The organism is Pseudomonas sp. WOUb67 (assembly GCF_050058005.1).
GTDB lineage: Bacteria > Pseudomonadota > Gammaproteobacteria > Pseudomonadales > Pseudomonadaceae > Aquipseudomonas > Aquipseudomonas putida_R.
In genome coordinates this window covers 1,895,129-1,911,841 of record NZ_CP170112.1, presented here as the reverse complement: position 1 = coordinate 1,911,841, position 16,713 = coordinate 1,895,129, and the positions used below count along the sequence as shown (strand labels likewise).

Below are 16,713 nucleotides of genomic sequence, written 5' to 3'. Positions count from 1 at the left end.
GAAGCGCATTCTACACCCTGTGGGAGCGGGTTTACCCGCGAATGCGTCGGTAGCCGTCAGGCAGCATTCGCGGGTGAACCCGCTCCCACAGGGACTGCGGCAATTCCAAGGGTTACGAGTCAGTCCAGGATCACCAAGCGGTTGGGCAGCTCGTTACGGGCATGGGTTGGCGGCACGTGCTGGCTAAGCAGCTCGCCACACGCCTCGATACACTCGACAAAGCCCTGCAAGGTCCGGCCCTGACGCACCTGCTCGGCAAAGCGGGCACCGATGGCCGCGCGGGCCTCGGCATCCAGGCAATGCTCGATACCCCGGTCGACCAGGATCTCCACATGCCGCTCCGCCTCGCTGACAAAAATCAGCACACCCGTGGCGCCTGCGGTGCGCTGCAGGTTCTGCTCGCGAAACTGCTGGCGGGCCAGCCGTGAAGCACGCCAGCGACGCAGGCCACGGGGGATCAGCCAGCCGGCCAGGCGCGGGTTGCGCAGCAGCAGGCACAAGCCGACGAACAGCAGCACGTTGGCCACCAGCAAGCCACGCACGCTGGGCCAACCCAGCAGCCAATGCAACAGGCCCGGAACGGCCAGCGCCAGTACGGCGGCCCACAACAGCGGCCAATAGGCGTAATCGTCGGCGCGGCGGGCCAGCACCGTCACCAGTTCGGCGTCGGTGCGCCGTTCGGCACGCGCAATGGCTTCGGCAATCTGCCGTTGATGGTACTCGTCGAAGGGGGTCATGCCGTCGGTCTCTTGAGCGTTCTTATAGTTGTTGTCCCGGCATTCGGGGCTTCATCCGCAGGCGACATATTCAGGCATAATCCGCTGCTGGAAAGTAAGCCTGCGAATCGTACAACAATAGCCGCCTGAAAACTTCGGCCGCGCGCGTATCACCCTGGATACGGCAAAGGCCCCACAACGGAATTGATGATGAAACTGTCTTTGCTGGGCCTGGCCATGGGCCTTGCCAGTCAGGCGGCCCTTGCCGCCCCCTATGCCCCGCCCCTGCAGGACAAGCAGGCGTTCATCGAGCACCTGATCAGCCAGATGACCGAAGCCGAGAAAATCGGCCAGCTGCGCCTGATCAGCATCGGCCCGGAAATGCCCCACGAAAAGATCCGCGAAGAAATTGCCGCAGGCCGCATCGGTGGTACCTTCAACTCGCGCACCGCGCCCGAAAACCGCCCGATGCAGGACGCGGCCATGCGCAGCCGCCTGAAGATCCCGATGTTCTTCGCCTACGACACCATTCACGGCGAACGCACCATTTTCCCGATCGGCCTGGGCATGGCCGCCACCTGGGACATGGACGCCGTCGCCAAGGTCGGCCGCACTGCTGCCATCGAAGCTTCGGCCGACGCCCTGGACATGACCTTCGCACCGATGGTCGATATCGCCCGCGATCCGCGCTGGGGCCGCACCAGTGAAGGCTTTGGCGAAGACACCTACCTGACCTCGAAAATCGGCCAGGTGATGGTGCGCTCGTTCCAGGGCAGCAGCCCGGCCAACCCCGACAGCATCATGGCCATCGTCAAGCACTTCGCCCTGTACGGTGCAGTGGAAGGCGGGCGCGACTACAACACGGTCGATATGAGCCTGCCGAAAATGTACAACGACTACCTGCCGCCCTACCGCGCCGCGCTCGACGCCGGTGCTGGCGGCGTGATGGTGGCGCTGAACTCGATCAACGGTGTGCCGGCCACCTCCAACACCTGGCTGATGAACGACCTGCTGCGCAAGGAGTGGGGCTTTAAAGGCGTGACCATCAGCGACCACGGCGCCATCCAGGAACTGATCCGCCATGGCGTCGCCCGCGACGGCCGTGAAGCCGCCAAGCTGGCGATCAAGGCCGGCATCGACATGAGCATGAACGACACCCTGTACGGCGAAGAGCTGCCAGGCCTGCTGAAGTCCGGCGAAGTGACCCAGGGCGAACTGGACCAGGCCGTACGCGAAGTGCTCGGCGCGAAGTACGACATGGGCCTGTTCAAGGACCCGTACGTGCGCATCGGCAAAGCCGAAACCGACCTGAAAGACTATTACGGCAACGACCGCCTGCACCGCGAAGCTGCGCGAGACGTGGCACGCCGCAGCCTGGTGCTGCTGGAAAACCGCAACCAGGCCCTGCCGCTGAAAAAGGCCGGCACCATCGCCCTGGTCGGCCCGCTGGCCGATGCCCCCATCGACATGATGGGCAGCTGGGCCGCCGACGGTAAACCGGTGCATTCGGTGACCGTGCGCGAAGGCCTGCGCCGCGCCGTGGAAGGCAAGGCCAAGCTGGTCTACGCCAAAGGCTCCAACGTCACGGGCGACAAGGCGATCCTCGATTACCTGAACTTCCTCAACTTCGATGCCCCGGAAATCGTCGACGACCCGCGCCCGCCTGCGGTGCTGATCGATGAAGCGGTCAAGGCGGCCAGGCAGTCCGATGTGGTGGTGGCAGTGGTCGGCGAGTCCCGCGGCATGTCCCACGAGTCGTCGAGCCGTACCACCCTGGAAATCCCGGCCAGCCAGCGCGAGCTGATCAAGGCCCTCAAGGCCACCGGCAAACCGCTGGTGCTGGTGCTGATGAACGGGCGGCCGCTGTCGATCAGTTGGGAGCGCGAGCAGGCCGACGCCATCCTCGAAACCTGGTTCGCCGGTACCGAAGGCGGCAATGCCATCGCCGATGTGCTGTTCGGCGACTACAACCCGTCCGGCAAGCTGGCCATCACCTTCCCGCGCTCGGTCGGGCAGATCCCGATGTACTACAACCACACCCGCATCGGGCGGCCGTTCACCCCAGGCAAGCCGGGCAACTACACCTCGCAGTACTTTGAAGAACCCAACGGCCCGCTGTACCCGTTCGGCTATGGCCTGAGCTACAGCAGCTTCGAGCTGTCGGGCCTGAAGCTGTCGAACAAGGACCTCAAGCGCGGCGACACGCTGGAGGCCAGGGTGACGGTGGCGAACACCGGCAAGGTCGCCGGCGAGACCGTGGTACAGCTGTACCTGCAGGACGTGTCGGCGTCGATGAGCCGCCCGGTCAAGGAACTGAAGAACTTCCAGAAGCTGATGCTCAAGCCGGGCGAGTCACGTACCTTGACCTTCAGCATCAGTGAGGAAGACCTGAAGTTCTACAATGGCCAGCTGCAACGGGTTGCCGAGCCAGGGGAATTCAATGTCCAGGTCGGGCTGGATTCCCAGGCGGTGCAGCAGCAGAGCTTCGAACTGCTGTAACTGAAAGGTAGCCTGTACCGGCCCTTTCGCGGGCTTGCCCGCTCCCACAGGTACTGCACAGCTCCATCGGGCTGTGAGTATCCTGTGGGAGCGGGCAAGCCCGCGAAGGGGCCGGCCCCGATATCCCAATCATCCGGATCCGCCCCAATGCCCTTTTCCTTTCGCGCCCTGCGTCTGGGGCTGATCACCCTGCTGATCCTGCTGGGTACCGTCCTCAGCGCCGGCTGGGCCATGCACCAGGCCAAGCGCCAGGCCATGGAAGACGACGCCCAGCGGGCCATCCAGCAGTTGGGCCTGTACGCCAATACCCTGCACACCCTGATCGACCGCTACCGTGCCCTGCCCGCCGTGCTGGCGCTGGACCCGGAACTGATCGCCGCCCTGCGTGGCCCGGCCAGCGAACAGGTGCAGGACGCCCTGAACCGCAAGCTTGAGCGCATCAACGGCGCCGCGAACTCCTCCACCCTCGAACTGCTCGACCGCACCGGCCTGGCCATCGCCGCCAGCAACTGGCGGCTGCCCAGCAGCTACGTCGGTTCCAACTACGGCTTCAGGCCCTACTTCAAGCAAGCCCGCAGCCAGGGCAGTGGCCGCTTCTATGCCGTGGGGGTAACCAGCGGTGTACCGGGCTACTTCCTCGCCAGCGCGGTGAACGACGAGCATGGCCGCTTCCTCGGTGCCATGGTGGTGAAGCTGGAGTTCCCCGAACTGGAACGTGAGTGGCGCCAGGGCAGCGACATCCTGCTGGTGAGCGACGCCCGCGGCATCACCTTCATCGCCAACCAGGACGGCTGGCGCTACCGCGAGCTGCAGCCGCTCAGTGGTGCCGACCGTGCCGAACTGGCAGAAACCCGGCAGTACGACAAGCAGCCACTGGTGCCCCTGCAGCACCAGGCGCTGACCCGTTTTGCCGCCAACAGCACCCTTAGCCGCGTGCAGGGCCCGGAGGGCAGTGCCGAGTATTTGTGGGAAAGCCTGCCGCTGCAGGGCGAAGACTGGACCTTGCACCTGCTGCGTAAACCGCAGGTCACTGCCGACGGCCGCAATGCCGCCTTGGGCGCCGCCGCCGTGTGGCTGAGCCTGGTGTTCGCCGCGCTGTTCGTCAGCCAGCGGCTGCGCCTGGCTCGCCTGCGCCAGCGCAGCCGCGAAGAGCTCAAGCGCCAGGTCGAGGAGCGCACCCGCGAATTGCGCACGGCTCAGGAGGGCCTGGTACAGTCAGCCAAGCTGGCGGCGCTCGGGCAGATGTCGGCAGCCATGGCACACGAAATCAACCAACCGCTGACCACCCAGCGCATGCAACTGGAAACCCTGCGCCTGCTGCTCGACCATGGCCGCCATGACGAAGCGCGCAAAGCCCTGGAGCCGCTGGAGCAGATGCTGACGCGCATGGCCGCGCTCACCAGCCATTTGAAAACCTTTGCCCGCAACAGCCCGGTGGGCCTGCGCGAGCGCCTCGACCTGGCCACCGTGGTTGACCAGGCCCTGCACCTGCTGGAAACCCGCATTCGCAGCGAAGAGGTCGAGGTTGCCCTGTACCTGGCGCGCCCGGCCTGGGTACGCGGCGATGCCATTCGCCTGGAGCAAGTGCTGATCAACCTGTTGCGCAATGCGCTCGACGCCATGGCCGACAAGCGCTACAAACGCCTGGAGATCCGCATCGAACTCGACGGCGAGCAGTGGCGCCTGAGTGTGCTGGATTCGGGTGGCGGCATTGCCGAGGCCGACCTGGCCAAGGTCTTCGACCCGTTCTTCACCACCAAACCGGTGGGCGAAGGCCTGGGCCTGGGGCTGGCCATTTCCTATGGCATCGTCCACGAAGCCGGTGGCCAGCTGCAGGCCGAAAACCTGCCCGGTGGCGCACGCCTGAGCCTTACCCTGCCCCGTGACCTGGAGCCTGTATGTTGAATTCAGTGATCGTCGTCGATGATGAAGCCAGTATCCGCAGTGCGGTCGAGCAATGGCTGAGCCTGTCCGGCTTCAGCGTGCAACTGTTCGCGCGTGCCGAAGAGTGCCTGGCGCACCTGCCGCAGCACTTTCCCGGGGTAATCATCAGCGATGTGCGCATGCCGGGCATGGATGGCCTGCAACTGCTCGAACGCCTGCAGGCGGACGATCCCGACTTGCCAGTGATCCTGCTGACCGGCCACGGCGACGTGCCCATGGCAGTGGAAGCCATGCGCAGCGGCGCCTACGACTTCCTCGAAAAGCCCTTCACCCCGCAGCACCTGCTGGGCAGCCTCCGTCGGGCCCTGGAAAAGCGCCAGCTGGTACTGGAAAACCGTCGGCTGCACGAACAGGCCGACCTCAAGTCACGCCTGGAAGGTACCCTGCTGGGCATGTCACAGGGCCTGCAACAGCTGCGCCGACAAGTACTGGAGCTGGCCAGCCTGCCGGTCAACGTGCTGATCCGTGGCGAAACCGGCAGCGGCAAGGAGCGCGTGGCCCGCTGCCTGCACGATTTTGGGCCGCGCGCCGGCAAACCTTTCGTCGCGCTCAACTGCGCGGCCATCCCCGAGTCACTGTTCGAGGCCGAGTTGTTCGGCCATGAAAGCGGCGCCTTCACCGGCGCCCAGGGGAAGCGTATTGGCAAGCTGGAGTACGCCAACGGTGGCACGGTGTTTCTCGACGAAATCGAGAGCATGCCATTGGCGCAGCAGGCCAAGCTGTTGCGCGTGATACAGGAGCAGAAGCTTGAGCGCCTGGGTGCCAACCAGAGCATCAGCGTCGACCTGCGGGTCATTGCCGCGACCAAACCAGACCTGCTTGAAGAGGCCCGCGCCGGGCGCTTTCGCGAAGACCTTGCCTACCGCCTGAATGTGGCTGAGCTGCGTCTGGCGCCACTGCGTGAGCGGCGTGAGGACATTCCTTTGCTGTTCGAGCACTTTGCCCGTGCCGCCGGCGAAAAGCTCGGTCGTGCTGCGCCGCTCCTGTCGAGTGTACAGCTGGCACAGCTGTTGACCCATGACTGGCCGGGCAATGTACGTGAGCTGGCCAATGCGGCAGAACGGCATGCATTGGGGCTGAGTTCGCCGAACATCGAAGCGGCACCTGCCGGGCAGTCGCTGGGCGAACAGATGGAAGCGTTCGAAGCGCAATGCTTGCGCGCGGCGCTGCGCCAGCATGGCGGGGCTATCAGCGCGGTGATGGAAGCGTTGCAGCTGCCGCGGCGCACGCTGAACGAGAAGATGCAGCGGCACGGGTTGGTGCGCGAGGAATTTGTCGGGCGCGAATGAGCGGAAATCCGCTTATGGGCATGGATTGATAGGCGAAAATTCGCTTATCACTCAAGATTTTGGGGCTGCTCTGCAGCCCATTGCGACACAAGGCCGCTCCTACAGGCCCGCTATCATACGGGGCCTGGGCATGCAGCGCCCTCAAATGAATCACCCCGCACCCATTTGGCACACCTTCTGCAATTGCCTTGGCAAGCTGCGCCACGGCGCGCTCCACAAAAACAACGAGAAGGTATCCCTGATGGATAACGCCACCTCCCTGCCCGCTGGGGCGGCCACTGCGCCTGCCGCAGAAAAAACCACCGCCAGCCGTTTGAAGTCGATCTTCAGCGGGTCCATCGGCAACATGGTCGAATGGTACGACTGGTACGTCTACGCCGCATTCTCGCTGTACTTCGCCAAGGCCTTCTTCCCGGCCGGTGACTCCACCGCTCAATTGCTCAATACCGCCGCGATCTTCGCCGTGGGCTTCCTCATGCGCCCGATCGGTGGCTGGCTGATGGGCCTGTACGCCGACCGCAAAGGCCGCAAGGCTGCGCTGATGGCCTCGGTACTGCTGATGTGCGCCGGCTCGCTGGTCATTGCCCTGACCCCGGGCTACGAAACCATTGGCGTTGCCGCACCGGTCCTGCTGGTCATCGCACGCCTGATGCAAGGCCTGTCGGTGGGTGGCGAATACGGCACCTCGGCCACCTACCTCAGCGAAATGGCCAGCAAGGAACGCCGTGGCTTCTTCTCCAGCTTCCAGTACGTGACCCTGATCTCCGGCCAACTCATCGCCCTGGCGGTACTGATCGTCCTGCAACAGACCCTGACCACAGAGCAGCTGTATTCCTGGGGCTGGCGCGTGCCGTTCGTGATCGGTGCGCTGTGCGCGGTGGTTGCCCTGTACCTGCGTCGCGGCATGGAAGAAACCGCCTCGTTCACCAAGAAGGAAAAGGCCAAGGAAAGCCTGATGCGCACCCTGCTGCGCCACCCCAAGGAACTGATGACCGTGGTCGGCCTGACCATGGGCGGTACCCTGGCCTTCTACACCTACACCACCTACATGCAGAAGTACCTGGTCAACACCGTGGGCATGAGCATCAGCGACTCGACCACCATCTCGGCCGCCACGCTGTTCCTGTTCATGTGCCTGCAGCCGGTGATCGGTGGCCTGTCCGACAAGATCGGCCGACGCCCGATCCTGATCGCCTTCGGTGTGCTCGGTACCCTGTTCACCGTCCCGATCCTCAGCACCCTGCACACCATCGAGACCTGGTGGGGCGCGTTCTTCCTGATCATGGCGGCGCTGATCATCGTCAGCGGCTACACCTCGATCAATGCCGTGGTCAAGGCAGAGCTGTTCCCGACGGAAATCCGCGCCCTGGGCGTGGGCCTGCCGTACGCCCTGACCGTGTCGATCTTCGGCGGCACCGCCGAATACGTGGCCCTGTGGTTCAAGAGCGCGGGGATGGAGAGCGGCTACTACTGGTACGTCACCGCCTGCATCGCCTGTTCGCTGCTGGTTTACGCGACCATGAAAGACACCAAACAGCACTCGCGGATTACCACTGATTGACGCTGGCCGGGCAATATTGAAAGGGGCGCTCCATTGCATGGGGCGCCCCTTTTTCATGACTCTCGACAACCCGTGAGCCGATTGATGGAGCTATTCGGCTCACAGGTTGAGCCGAATAGCGCTATTATTCGGCTCACTCAATGAGCCGAATAGCCGGCTTATTCGGCTCACAGGATGGATCGGCACAATCATGAACAGCCCTTTGTGGATCTGGCAGCAGCCTGCCTGGCCCCAATTCACCTGGCACAACGAAGCCATCGCCCCACTCCTGCGCAACTGCATCGACATGCAAGGACGTCTGCTGGGCAAGATCGGCAGCGTCGATGAGCTCAGCGAGTGCCAGAACATTCTGGACACGCTGCTACAGAACATCGTCACCTCCTCGGCAATCGAAGGTGAACAGTTGAATGTGGGCTCAGTCCGTTCTTCTCTTGCCCGTCGGCTGGGCATGGAAGAACAGGGCGCTACCAGTGCCCGCAGTGAAGGGCTGGCGGAACTGATGCTGGATGCAACACAAGGGTATGACCGACCGCTGACCCTGCAACGCCTGTTCACTTGGCACCAGTGGCTATTCCCGGTGGCGCAAGGCACCTTGAGCAAGGCGGTACTGGTCGGCCAGTTACGTGATGAAGTGCCCATGCAGGTGATCTCCGGCCGCCTCGACAAACCCACCGTGCATTTCCAGGCACCACCGCGCGAGGGTCTTGAAACACAGCTCGCGGCGTTTCTCGACTGGTTTGCCAACAGCCTCGATATCGCCGGGCTGGACCCGCTGCTACGCGCCGGTATTGCCCACTTCTGGTTTGTGACGCTGCATCCGTTTGACGATGGCAATGGTCGACTGACCCGGGCGATCACCGACTTGGCGCTGGCCCAAGGTGAGCGCCAGGCCATTCGTTTCTATGCCATGTCCGCCAGCATCCTCGAAGACAGGGCCGGCTATTACCAGGTCTTGGAGAGCAGCCAGAAAGGCGACCTGGATATCACCCGCTGGTTGTCCTGGTTCCTTGCCACGTTGCTGCGCAGCTTCGAACAGGCACTGGCAAACATCGACCGGATACTGGCCAAGGCCAGATTCTGGCAAGCACATCGCGCAGATGGCTTGCTGCCTGAACAGGTCAAGGTGCTCAACAGGTTGCTTGATGGCGGCCCCCGCGGTTTCGAGGAAGGCATCAGCGCCACGCAGTACCAGGCAGTGGCAAAGGTTTCCAAGGCCACTGCGACCCGCCACCTTACCGACCTGCTCGACAAGGCTTGCCTGGTTCGCTTGCCAGGCGGGGGCCGCAGTACCCGCTATCGCATCAACACTCAGGACATCTCCAACGCCTGACGCGGTTCGCGGCGCTGGTACCAGCTGGCCATCAGCACCAGTACCAGCAGCACCCCGCCCAGCACCGCCGACGAACCGATTGTGCCGAAGTCCAGGCCGCCCTTTTCATGTGGTTTGGTAAGGAAGTCGCCCAAGGTGGCGCCAAACGGGCGGGTGAGTACGAATGCCACCCAGAACAACACCACACCTGGGATGCGCGTCCAGTAGCGGGCCACGACCACCACTGCGATGGCGCTGCCGATCAGCAGCGCGCCGCCGGCAAAACCAAGCCCCGAATCATCGGCCAGGTAATCACCCAGGGCGGTGCCAAGCGTGTTGGAAAACAGGATTGCTACCCAGTAGAACAGCTCGCCCGAGCGATTCTTGATGCGGGTGACATCCAGCGGGTTGCCGCTCAGGCGCCAGACCAGGAACGTCAGCAGCAGGATACCGATGAGCAGGGCCGAACCCGTGGCATAACCCAGGCCCAGGGTGCGGTCCATGAAGTCGGACATGGTCGTGCCAGCGGTACTGGTGGAGAGGATCACCAGCCAGTACAGCATCGGGTGGTAGCGGCGCGAGTACAGCTGGCCGAGCAAGGTCAGCAGGAACACGCTGATCAGCATCAACGAGCTGAGGGCATAGCCGATGTTCAGCGTCATCGACAGCAGGTCGCCTGCCGTTTCGCCAAGGGTGGTAGCGCAGATCTTCATGACCCAGAAGGCCAGGGTGATTTGCGGAAGTTTGTTCATTGTTGTGCCGCTCCAGTTTGAGATGCGGCGATGGTGCTCAGCCAGGTCTGAAAAATCGGTTGGTGATGTATGAAAAAAGCGTTGATCGGACTTTGAAACAAGATATTTCGTTCTTAACGCCCCATTAATACCCGCCCTTCAAGCTGCAATGGCTGACGAAACGACGACGCGAGGACTGGCGGCGACTGAGTGACACCGCTGCCTGACCCACGCGAAGCGTATCCATATACATCGATTTATTCGATTCTTAAACGCTAATATTTGCGCTTTTTAATCAAATTTATCGGCGTAGGATTAAACCCATAGAAACAAACAACTTCTCGAACCCCGGAGCAATGACCATGAAAAACAAACTGATCCTCACCCTGGCCCTCTCGGTTTTCGCAGCTGGCGCCTTCGCCGAAGATGGCTTCGACCGTACCAACGCTCACACCTTTGCCGCCGCTCAAACCCAGTCCGCCAGCTACGCTGAAGACGGTTTTGACCGCACCGGTGGCCAACGTTTTGCTGAAGATGGCTTCGACCGCACCGGTGGCCAGCGCTTTGCCGAAGATGGCTTCGACCGCACCGGTGGCCAGCGCTTTGCCGAAGACGGCTTCGACCGCACTGGCGGCCAACGTTTCGCCGAAGACGGCTTCGACCGTACCAACGCCCACCGCATCAGCTGATACCTGATGTGCGCAACCAGCCCGGCTTCGGCCGGGCTTGATCATTTGCAGGCGAGCACAGGCTTGGCACACTAGGCACCTTGTCCACCAGGAGGTAGGGCCCACAAGCCCAGCACAGATGTATTACTACGAACCTGCCAAAGGCCACGGCCTGCCCCACGACCCGTTCAACGCCATCGTCGGCCCCCGCCCTATCGGCTGGATTTCCTCGCAAGACCGCGAAGGCCGCCTGAACCTGGCGCCCTACAGCTTCTTCAACGCCTTCAACTACATCCCGCCGATCATCGGTTTCTGCAGCGTCGGGCGCAAAGACAGCCTGAACAACATCGAGCAGACCGGCGAATTCGTCTGGAACCTGGCCACCCGCCCACTGGCCGAGCAGATGAACCAGAGCTGCGCGCCGGTTGCTGCCGAGGTGAGCGAATTCGAATTGAGCGGCCTTACCGCCACGCCGTCGAGCATCGTCAGCGTGCCCCGCGTAGGCGAAACCCCAGTGGCGTTCGAGTGCAAGGTAAGCCAGATCGTCCAGCTCAAGCGGGCCGACCAGGAACTGGTGCCCAGCTGGCTGATCCTCGGAGAAGTGGTGGCGGTGCACATTGCCGAGCACCTGCTGAAAAACGGCATCTACGATACCGCTGCCGCCGAGCCGATCCTGCGTGGCGGTGGCCCGGCGGACTATTTCGAACTGGGCAACCTGTTCAAGATGGCCCGCCCGCCGGCCTGATCACCAGATCAGTTCGCCCTCTTCGCTGACGCCTTGCAGGCGTTGCAGCTCGGCCGTGGCCGCTTCGTCGGCAGCCACGGCGCCCTTGAACACCTGCCCGTCGAGGACCTTGTGAAAGCGCGGCGCACCGCCCATGCTCAGGGCCTTGACCGCGATGGCCGCGTTGTAGCCGCCACCTTCTACCGGCACCATCGCCGATACCGCTTCGAAATGAGTGAATTCCTTACGTGCCATGTTGCTACCCGTTTGGTTGATCATGGGTCGGCATTTTACTCTATTTGCCTGTACCGGCCCTATCGCCGGCAAGCCAGCTCCCACAGGTACTGCAGCGCTCTCAAGGTCCGCGCTCAATCGAAGGTATGCAAGTCCAGGCTGCTGACCACCTGTGCCTGCACCAGCTCGCCAAACACGTCCAGGGTCGGCGAAGCAAAGTAGCCACTCATCGCCTGCTGATCCTGCCAGCTGCCACTGAGCAACCACAGGTCCGCATCGGCCTGGGAGCGCTGTACCGTGAAACTCAGGCAACCCGGCGCACGCAGCGAGGGCTCGAGCAGGTCGCGCAGGCGCGCGCCTAGCTCTGCCGAGCGCCCGCTGCTGGCACGGATGAAAGCAAGATGGGTGACCGGTTGTTTTAGGGTCATTGCACAATCTCCTTGAAGCAGGCGGACGGAAAAGCCAGGCTGCCAAGGTTAGGGGCTCACCCGCGCGGCGCGTTAGGCCATTACTGCTCGCCGATTGCCTGATCCTGCAGCGCGGCAGGATCAGGCAATCGACGTGCAGCTTTCGACTAGCGCCTGTCTTTGCCCAAACCTATGCTGCGTCGGTCAGTAGAGGAAAGCCATCATGACCACCGCCACGTCCATCGACCCGACCCTGGAACTGCAGCGCCTTGAACTGGCCGAGCTGATCCGTCGCCACGCCGGCGAACCCCATGGCCCGGCATCGGCCATCGATGACCTGTACCTGGTGCGCTACACCGAAAACGTGCGCTCGGTGCCGACCTTGGCACAACCTGCGCTGTGCATCCTTGCTCAGGGCAGCAAAACCCTGTTCCTCGGTGACGAGCAGTACGCCTACGACCCGCTGCACTACATGGTGGTGTCGGTCACCTTGCCGCTGAGCGGCGTGAAGCTCGACGCCAGCCCGGAGAACCCCAGCCTGGGCCTGCGCATGGACCTGGACCCGGCCGAGATCAGCCAGCTGATCGCCGAAAGCGGGCCGATGCTGGTACCCAACCGGCCTTCGGGCCGTGGCCTGTATGTGGAAAGGACCGATGCAGCACTGCTTGACGCCTTGCTGCGGCTGCTGCGCCTGCTGGACACCCCGCGCGACATCGCCATGCTCGCGCCACTGTTCCGCCGCGAGATTCTGTACCGCCTGCTGCGTGGGCCGCAGGGTTGCCGGCTGTATGAAATAGCCTTGGCCAACAGCCAGACGCACAGGGTTTGCCAGGCCATTACCTGGCTAAACAACAACTATCAGTTGCCCCTGCGCATCGAGGACCTGGCCCGGGAGGTCAACCTCAGCACCTCGACCTTGCACCATCGCTTCAAGGCTGTGACGTCGATGAGCCCGTTGCAGTACCAGAAGCAGCTGCGCCTGCAGGAGGCGCGGCGGTTGATGCTCAATGACGGGCTTGAAGCGGCGGTGGCCGCCTATCGGGTGGGGTATGAAAGCCCGTCGCAGTTCAGCCGTGAATACAGCCGGCTGTATGGAGCGCCGCCGATTCGGGATGTGGCCAGATTGAGAGCCACGGCTGGCTAGACTGTACCGGCCTCTTCGCGGGCTCGCCCGCTCCCACAGGTACAGCACAACTTTCAACGTATGTGCAGCACCTGTGGGAGCGGGCAAGCCCGCGAAGAGGCCGGTACAGACAACAGCTTCACTTCAATCCGAAACTGTCCCTTGCCACTGATTCTGGTCAACCTGAATCAAGGTCGGCCCCTTGCGCTCCACCGCCTGCCCCAGCGCCGTCTGCAACTGCGCCACATCCACCACATGCTCCGCTGCAGCCCCCAACGCCCGCGCCACGCCGATGAAGTCCGGGGTATGGACATCGACCCCGACCGGCTCGATAGCCCGGTTGACCATGTACTTCTTGATCTCCTCGTACCCCTGGTTATTCCACAGCAGCACGATCAGCGGCACCTGCGCTTCCACCGCACTGGCCAGCTCCGGCAGGGTGAACTGCAAACCGCCGTCACCAATCAGGCACACCGCTGGCGCACGTTCATCGACCTGCTCGGCACTGCCCAGCCACGCGCCCATGGCCGCGGGCAGCGCATAACCCAGGGTGCCGTAGCCGGTCGATGCGTTGAACCAACGGCGCGGCTGGTCCATGTCCAGGGTCAGGTTGCCGGTGTACACCGGCTGGGTCGAATCGCCCACCAGCACGGCATTGGGCAGCCGCTCCAGGATCGCGCTCAGCAGACGCGTCTGGCTCAGGGTTGGCTGGTCCCAACCTGCCGCCAGTGCCTGGCGCAGGTTGGAGACGCGCGCCACACCCCAGGTGCTTTCGCGCACAGGTTGCGGCTGGGCCTGCAAGGCAGCGAGCAATGCCTCCGCGGCCAGCTCGGCATCGGCTACCAGCGCCAGCTCCGGCAGGTAGTTACGCACGGTCTGGTCCGGGTCGATGTCGATGCGCAGCAGGCTGCCCGGGATCTCGAAGCCACCCTTGAAGGTCACGTCATAATCGGTTTCAGCCAATTCGGTACCGATCGCCAGCACTACGTCGGCTTCAGCCACCAACTCTCGTGTAGCCGGCAGCGACTGGGTCGAGCCGATCTGCAGCGGGTGGCTGGCCGGCAGCAAACCCTTGGCATTGATGGTCAGCGCCACCGGGGCCTGAAGGTGTTCGGCCAGGCGCGCCAGCGCAGCACCCGCGGCCAACGCACCACCGCCTGCCAGAATCAACGGCCGCTTGGCACCTGCCAGGCGCTCGGCCATCTGTGCCACGGCCTGTGGCGCTGCCCCTGCCCGGCTGCCACGCACCGGGCGGCCCGGCAGCAGGAAGTCGGCCGGCTCGACCAGTACGTCGAGCGGGATTTCGATATGCACCGGGCGTGGCCGGGCGCTCTCGAACACGGCAAATGCCCGCGCCAGCACCTGCGGCAGGTCTGCAGCACTCATCAAGGTGTGGGAAAACGCGGCCACACCCGACACCAGCGCCGACTGGTTGGGCAGTTCGTGCAGCTTGCCGCGGCCCCCGCCCAGCTGGTCACGGGACTGCACGCTGGAAATCACCAGCATCGGGATCGAGTCGGCATAGGCCTGGCCCATGGCCGTGGTGATGTTGGTCATGCCCGGGCCGGTAATGATGAAGCACACCCCGGGTTTGCCACGGGTGCGCGCATAGCCGTCAGCCATGAACCCGGCACCCTGCTCATGGCGCGGGGTGATGTGGCGAATGGACGAGCCCGCCAGGCCACGGTAGAGCTCAACGGTATGTACACCGGGAATGCCGAAGACATGGTCGACGCCATAGCCTTCAAGGAGATTGACCAGTACTTCGCCGCAGGTTGCCATCGGGTTTCACCATGAATCTTGTTGGAGTATGCCCTTATTGGACCCAAGCCACGGCTATCGCCACAATGCAAAAAAACACATACTAGCCATGTCCTGTCATCATGGCTCAGTGCGATGAAACGCCTCCCGCCCCTGCCCGCCCTGCACACCTTTCTGGTCACCGCCCAGCACTGCAACTTCACCCGTGCAGGGCAACAGCTACACATCACCCAAGGCGCCGTCAGCCGCCAGATCGCCGCCCTCGAAGAACATCTGGGTTATGCCCTGTTCCAGCGCCAGGCCCGCGGGCTTAGCCTGACCCGTGAGGGCCAGGACTGGCTGCCTCGGGTGCAGCAGGTGTTTACGCTGATCGAGCAAGGCGTGCGTGAAGTGGGTGGGCGCAGCACCACCTTGCAGCTCAAGGCCCCGACGTGCGTGATGCGCTGGCTGCTGCCGCGCCTGATGGAGTGGCAGGCACAGCGCCCGGACGTGCCGGTGGAGTTGACCACCACGGTGCAGCATGGGGTGGACTTTCGTCGCGAGGGCTTCGATGCGGCGGTGGTCTATGGCGATGCGCCGAACCACGGGCTGCATGTGCGCAAGCTGTTCGATGAGCAACTTACGCCGGTGTGCGCACCCTCGCTGCGTGAGGGGCCGATACCCCTGCAGCAGGTGGAAGACCTGGCGCGGCACATGCTGCTGCACCCCTCGCGGGATGAACATGACTGGCAGTTGTGGCTACAGGCCGCTGGGGTGACGTTAGCCACTCATGGGCCCAGGCAGCATTTCGAGACGCTGGACATGGCGATGGCCATGGCCTCGCAGGGAACGGGCGTGGCCATTGGCGACTGGTCGCTGATTGGTGATGACTTGCGCGGGGGGCGGCTGTGCATGCCGTTTGCGCTGAAGGTGGTGACCGGGAAAGGGTATTACCTGGTGAGCCAGAGCAAGAGCTTGCCGCCGGGGCTGGTGGAGTTGTTGGATTGGCTGGAGGGCCAAGCCAGCCAGTGAGGGCCTCTTCGCGGGCGCGCCCGCTCCCACAGGTACAGCATGGGCCTTGAAAGCTATGCTGTACCTGTGGGAGCGGGCATGGCCGCGAAGCAGGCGACTCAGTAGCCGACTGTGAACCGCTGACGCGAATGCGCGGGCTTTTCCAGTTCGTCCAGCATGGCAATCGCATAATCGGCAAAGGTGATCCAGCTTTTGCCATCCTTCCCGATCAGCAGATGATCCTTGCCCAACGTGTACCGACCGCTGCGCTCACCTTCGACAAACTCCGCCGACGGCGAGAGGAAGGTCCAGTCCAGGTTTGGCTCGTGTTGCAGCGCCTCCAGAAAACGCACCCCGGCAGTGGCTTCGGCCTTGTAAGCCTCCGGGAAGTCCGGGCTGTCGATCACCCGGTGCCCCGACGGCAGCAACAGGCTGCCGGCACCACCCACCACCAGCAGGCGCTTGACCCCGGCCCGCTTGACCGGCTCGATGATGGCCTGCGGCTCGATGGTCGAGAAATGCGCCGCGCTCAACACGGCGTCCACACCCGTTACCGCCGCTTGCAGGGCCGCACTGTCCTTGGCATCCAGCGCCTTGACGGTCACCCCTTCACGGCCTTGCAGTTGCGAAGGGTCACGGGCGATGGCCAACACACTGTGGCCACGGCGCAGGGCTTCTTCCAGCAACTGGCTGCCAGCGCGGCCAGTGGCACCGATGATTGCGATCTTGCTCATGGGAATACTCTCCATCAATTGAA

General features: G+C 63.4%; 15 protein-coding genes. 9 read left to right on the top strand and 6 right to left on the bottom strand.

Annotation, left to right across the window (positions count from 1 at the left end):
• Positions 1–119: 119 nt before the first annotated feature.
• Complete coding sequence (locus ABOC32_RS08600; protein WP_426810737.1) at positions 120–737, bottom strand: TPM domain-containing protein; 618 nt, start codon at positions 735–737, stop codon at positions 120–122.
• A gap of 186 nt (positions 738–923) precedes the next feature.
• On the opposite strand from ABOC32_RS08600, the gene bglX reads away from it, so the two are divergent.
• From bglX to ABOC32_RS08575, 5 genes are all read left to right on the top strand, one after another.
• Entirely contained in the window at positions 924–3,215 is a 2,292-nt protein-coding gene (gene bglX / locus ABOC32_RS08595; RefSeq protein ID WP_426810736.1) for a beta-glucosidase BglX, read from the top strand.
• Positions 3,216–3,362: 147 nt separating this feature from the next.
• The gene (locus ABOC32_RS08590) at positions 3,363–5,120 is read left to right on the top strand and encodes an ATP-binding protein (RefSeq protein WP_426810735.1); all 1,758 of its coding nucleotides are present in this window, start codon (positions 3,363–3,365) and stop codon (positions 5,118–5,120) included.
• Entirely contained in the window at positions 5,114–6,448 is a 1,335-nt protein-coding gene (locus tag ABOC32_RS08585) for a sigma-54-dependent transcriptional regulator (RefSeq protein WP_426810734.1), read from the top strand. Before ABOC32_RS08590 ends, ABOC32_RS08585 begins: the two co-directional genes overlap by 7 nt.
• Before the next feature lie 241 nt (positions 6,449–6,689).
• Positions 6,690–8,009 (top strand): MFS transporter, encoded by a 1,320-nt coding sequence (locus ABOC32_RS08580; RefSeq protein WP_234227627.1) that lies wholly within the window; start codon positions 6,690–6,692, stop codon positions 8,007–8,009.
• A gap of 190 nt (positions 8,010–8,199) precedes the next feature.
• A complete protein-coding gene (locus ABOC32_RS08575) occupies positions 8,200–9,339 on the top strand; it encodes a Fic family protein (protein ID WP_426810733.1) in 1,140 nt (379 codons plus the stop codon).
• On the opposite strand, the gene ABOC32_RS08570 is transcribed toward ABOC32_RS08575, so the two are convergent.
• The gene (locus tag ABOC32_RS08570) at positions 9,318–10,070 is read right to left on the bottom strand and encodes a hypothetical protein (RefSeq protein WP_426810732.1); all 753 of its coding nucleotides are present in this window, start codon (positions 10,068–10,070) and stop codon (positions 9,318–9,320) included. The genes ABOC32_RS08575 and ABOC32_RS08570 overlap by 22 nt on opposite strands.
• Before the next feature lie 341 nt (positions 10,071–10,411).
• Between ABOC32_RS08570 and ABOC32_RS08565 the strand changes: the two genes are divergently transcribed.
• A complete protein-coding gene (locus ABOC32_RS08565; protein ID WP_426810731.1) occupies positions 10,412–10,738 on the top strand; it encodes a hypothetical protein in 327 nt (108 codons plus the stop codon).
• A 118-nt stretch (positions 10,739–10,856) separates the two neighbouring features.
• Positions 10,857–11,462 (top strand): flavin reductase family protein, encoded by a 606-nt coding sequence (locus ABOC32_RS08560; RefSeq protein ID WP_043197739.1) that lies wholly within the window; start codon positions 10,857–10,859, stop codon positions 11,460–11,462.
• Here ABOC32_RS08560 and ABOC32_RS08555 read toward each other — a convergent pair whose 3' ends face one another.
• Both ABOC32_RS08555 and ABOC32_RS08550 read right to left on the bottom strand, forming a co-directional pair.
• Positions 11,463–11,720, bottom strand: a complete 258-nt coding sequence (locus ABOC32_RS08555) for a hypothetical protein (RefSeq protein ID WP_426810730.1) — start codon at positions 11,718–11,720, stop codon at positions 11,463–11,465.
• 89 nt (positions 11,721–11,809) lie between these two features.
• Positions 11,810–12,103 (bottom strand): putative quinol monooxygenase, encoded by a 294-nt coding sequence (locus tag ABOC32_RS08550; RefSeq protein WP_049278214.1) that lies wholly within the window; start codon positions 12,101–12,103, stop codon positions 11,810–11,812.
• A 202-nt stretch (positions 12,104–12,305) separates the two neighbouring features.
• Between ABOC32_RS08550 and ABOC32_RS08545 the strand changes: the two genes are divergently transcribed.
• Positions 12,306–13,226 (top strand): AraC family transcriptional regulator, encoded by a 921-nt coding sequence (locus ABOC32_RS08545; RefSeq protein WP_426810729.1) that lies wholly within the window; start codon positions 12,306–12,308, stop codon positions 13,224–13,226.
• A 123-nt stretch (positions 13,227–13,349) separates the two neighbouring features.
• Here ABOC32_RS08545 and ABOC32_RS08540 read toward each other — a convergent pair whose 3' ends face one another.
• A complete protein-coding gene (locus ABOC32_RS08540; RefSeq protein ID WP_426810728.1) occupies positions 13,350–14,987 on the bottom strand; it encodes a 5-guanidino-2-oxopentanoate decarboxylase in 1,638 nt (545 codons plus the stop codon).
• A gap of 114 nt (positions 14,988–15,101) precedes the next feature.
• Between ABOC32_RS08540 and ABOC32_RS08535 the strand changes: the two genes are divergently transcribed.
• On the top strand, positions 15,102–15,977 hold the full coding sequence (locus ABOC32_RS08535) for a LysR substrate-binding domain-containing protein (RefSeq protein ID WP_426810727.1): 876 nt from the start codon (positions 15,102–15,104) through the stop codon (positions 15,975–15,977).
• 98 nt (positions 15,978–16,075) lie between these two features.
• On the opposite strand, the gene ABOC32_RS08530 is transcribed toward ABOC32_RS08535, so the two are convergent.
• A complete protein-coding gene (locus ABOC32_RS08530; RefSeq protein WP_426810726.1) occupies positions 16,076–16,690 on the bottom strand; it encodes an NAD(P)-dependent oxidoreductase in 615 nt (204 codons plus the stop codon).
• Positions 16,691–16,713 lie beyond the last annotated feature (23 nt).

Bases quoted from the DNA above. Each gene is read 5' to 3' on its own strand.
- ABOC32_RS08600 (WP_426810737.1), bottom strand. From the start codon at position 737: ATGACCCCCTTCGACGAGTACCATCAACGGCAGATTGCCGAAGCCATT.
- bglX (WP_426810736.1), top strand. From the start codon at position 924: ATGATGAAACTGTCTTTGCTGGGCCTGGCCATGGGCCTTGCCAGTCAG.
- ABOC32_RS08590 (WP_426810735.1), top strand. From the start codon at position 3,363: ATGCCCTTTTCCTTTCGCGCCCTGCGTCTGGGGCTGATCACCCTGCTG.
- ABOC32_RS08585 (WP_426810734.1), top strand. From the start codon at position 5,114: ATGTTGAATTCAGTGATCGTCGTCGATGATGAAGCCAGTATCCGCAGT.
- ABOC32_RS08580 (WP_234227627.1), top strand. From the start codon at position 6,690: ATGGATAACGCCACCTCCCTGCCCGCTGGGGCGGCCACTGCGCCTGCC.
- ABOC32_RS08575 (WP_426810733.1), top strand. From the start codon at position 8,200: ATGAACAGCCCTTTGTGGATCTGGCAGCAGCCTGCCTGGCCCCAATTC.
- ABOC32_RS08570 (WP_426810732.1), bottom strand. From the start codon at position 10,070: ATGAACAAACTTCCGCAAATCACCCTGGCCTTCTGGGTCATGAAGATC.
- ABOC32_RS08565 (WP_426810731.1), top strand. From the start codon at position 10,412: ATGAAAAACAAACTGATCCTCACCCTGGCCCTCTCGGTTTTCGCAGCT.
- ABOC32_RS08560 (WP_043197739.1), top strand. From the start codon at position 10,857: ATGTATTACTACGAACCTGCCAAAGGCCACGGCCTGCCCCACGACCCG.
- ABOC32_RS08555 (WP_426810730.1), bottom strand. From the start codon at position 11,720: ATGATCAACCAAACGGGTAGCAACATGGCACGTAAGGAATTCACTCAT.
- ABOC32_RS08550 (WP_049278214.1), bottom strand. From the start codon at position 12,103: ATGACCCTAAAACAACCGGTCACCCATCTTGCTTTCATCCGTGCCAGC.
- ABOC32_RS08545 (WP_426810729.1), top strand. From the start codon at position 12,306: ATGACCACCGCCACGTCCATCGACCCGACCCTGGAACTGCAGCGCCTT.
- ABOC32_RS08540 (WP_426810728.1), bottom strand. From the start codon at position 14,987: ATGGCAACCTGCGGCGAAGTACTGGTCAATCTCCTTGAAGGCTATGGC.
- ABOC32_RS08535 (WP_426810727.1), top strand. From the start codon at position 15,102: ATGAAACGCCTCCCGCCCCTGCCCGCCCTGCACACCTTTCTGGTCACC.
- ABOC32_RS08530 (WP_426810726.1), bottom strand. From the start codon at position 16,690: ATGAGCAAGATCGCAATCATCGGTGCCACTGGCCGCGCTGGCAGCCAG.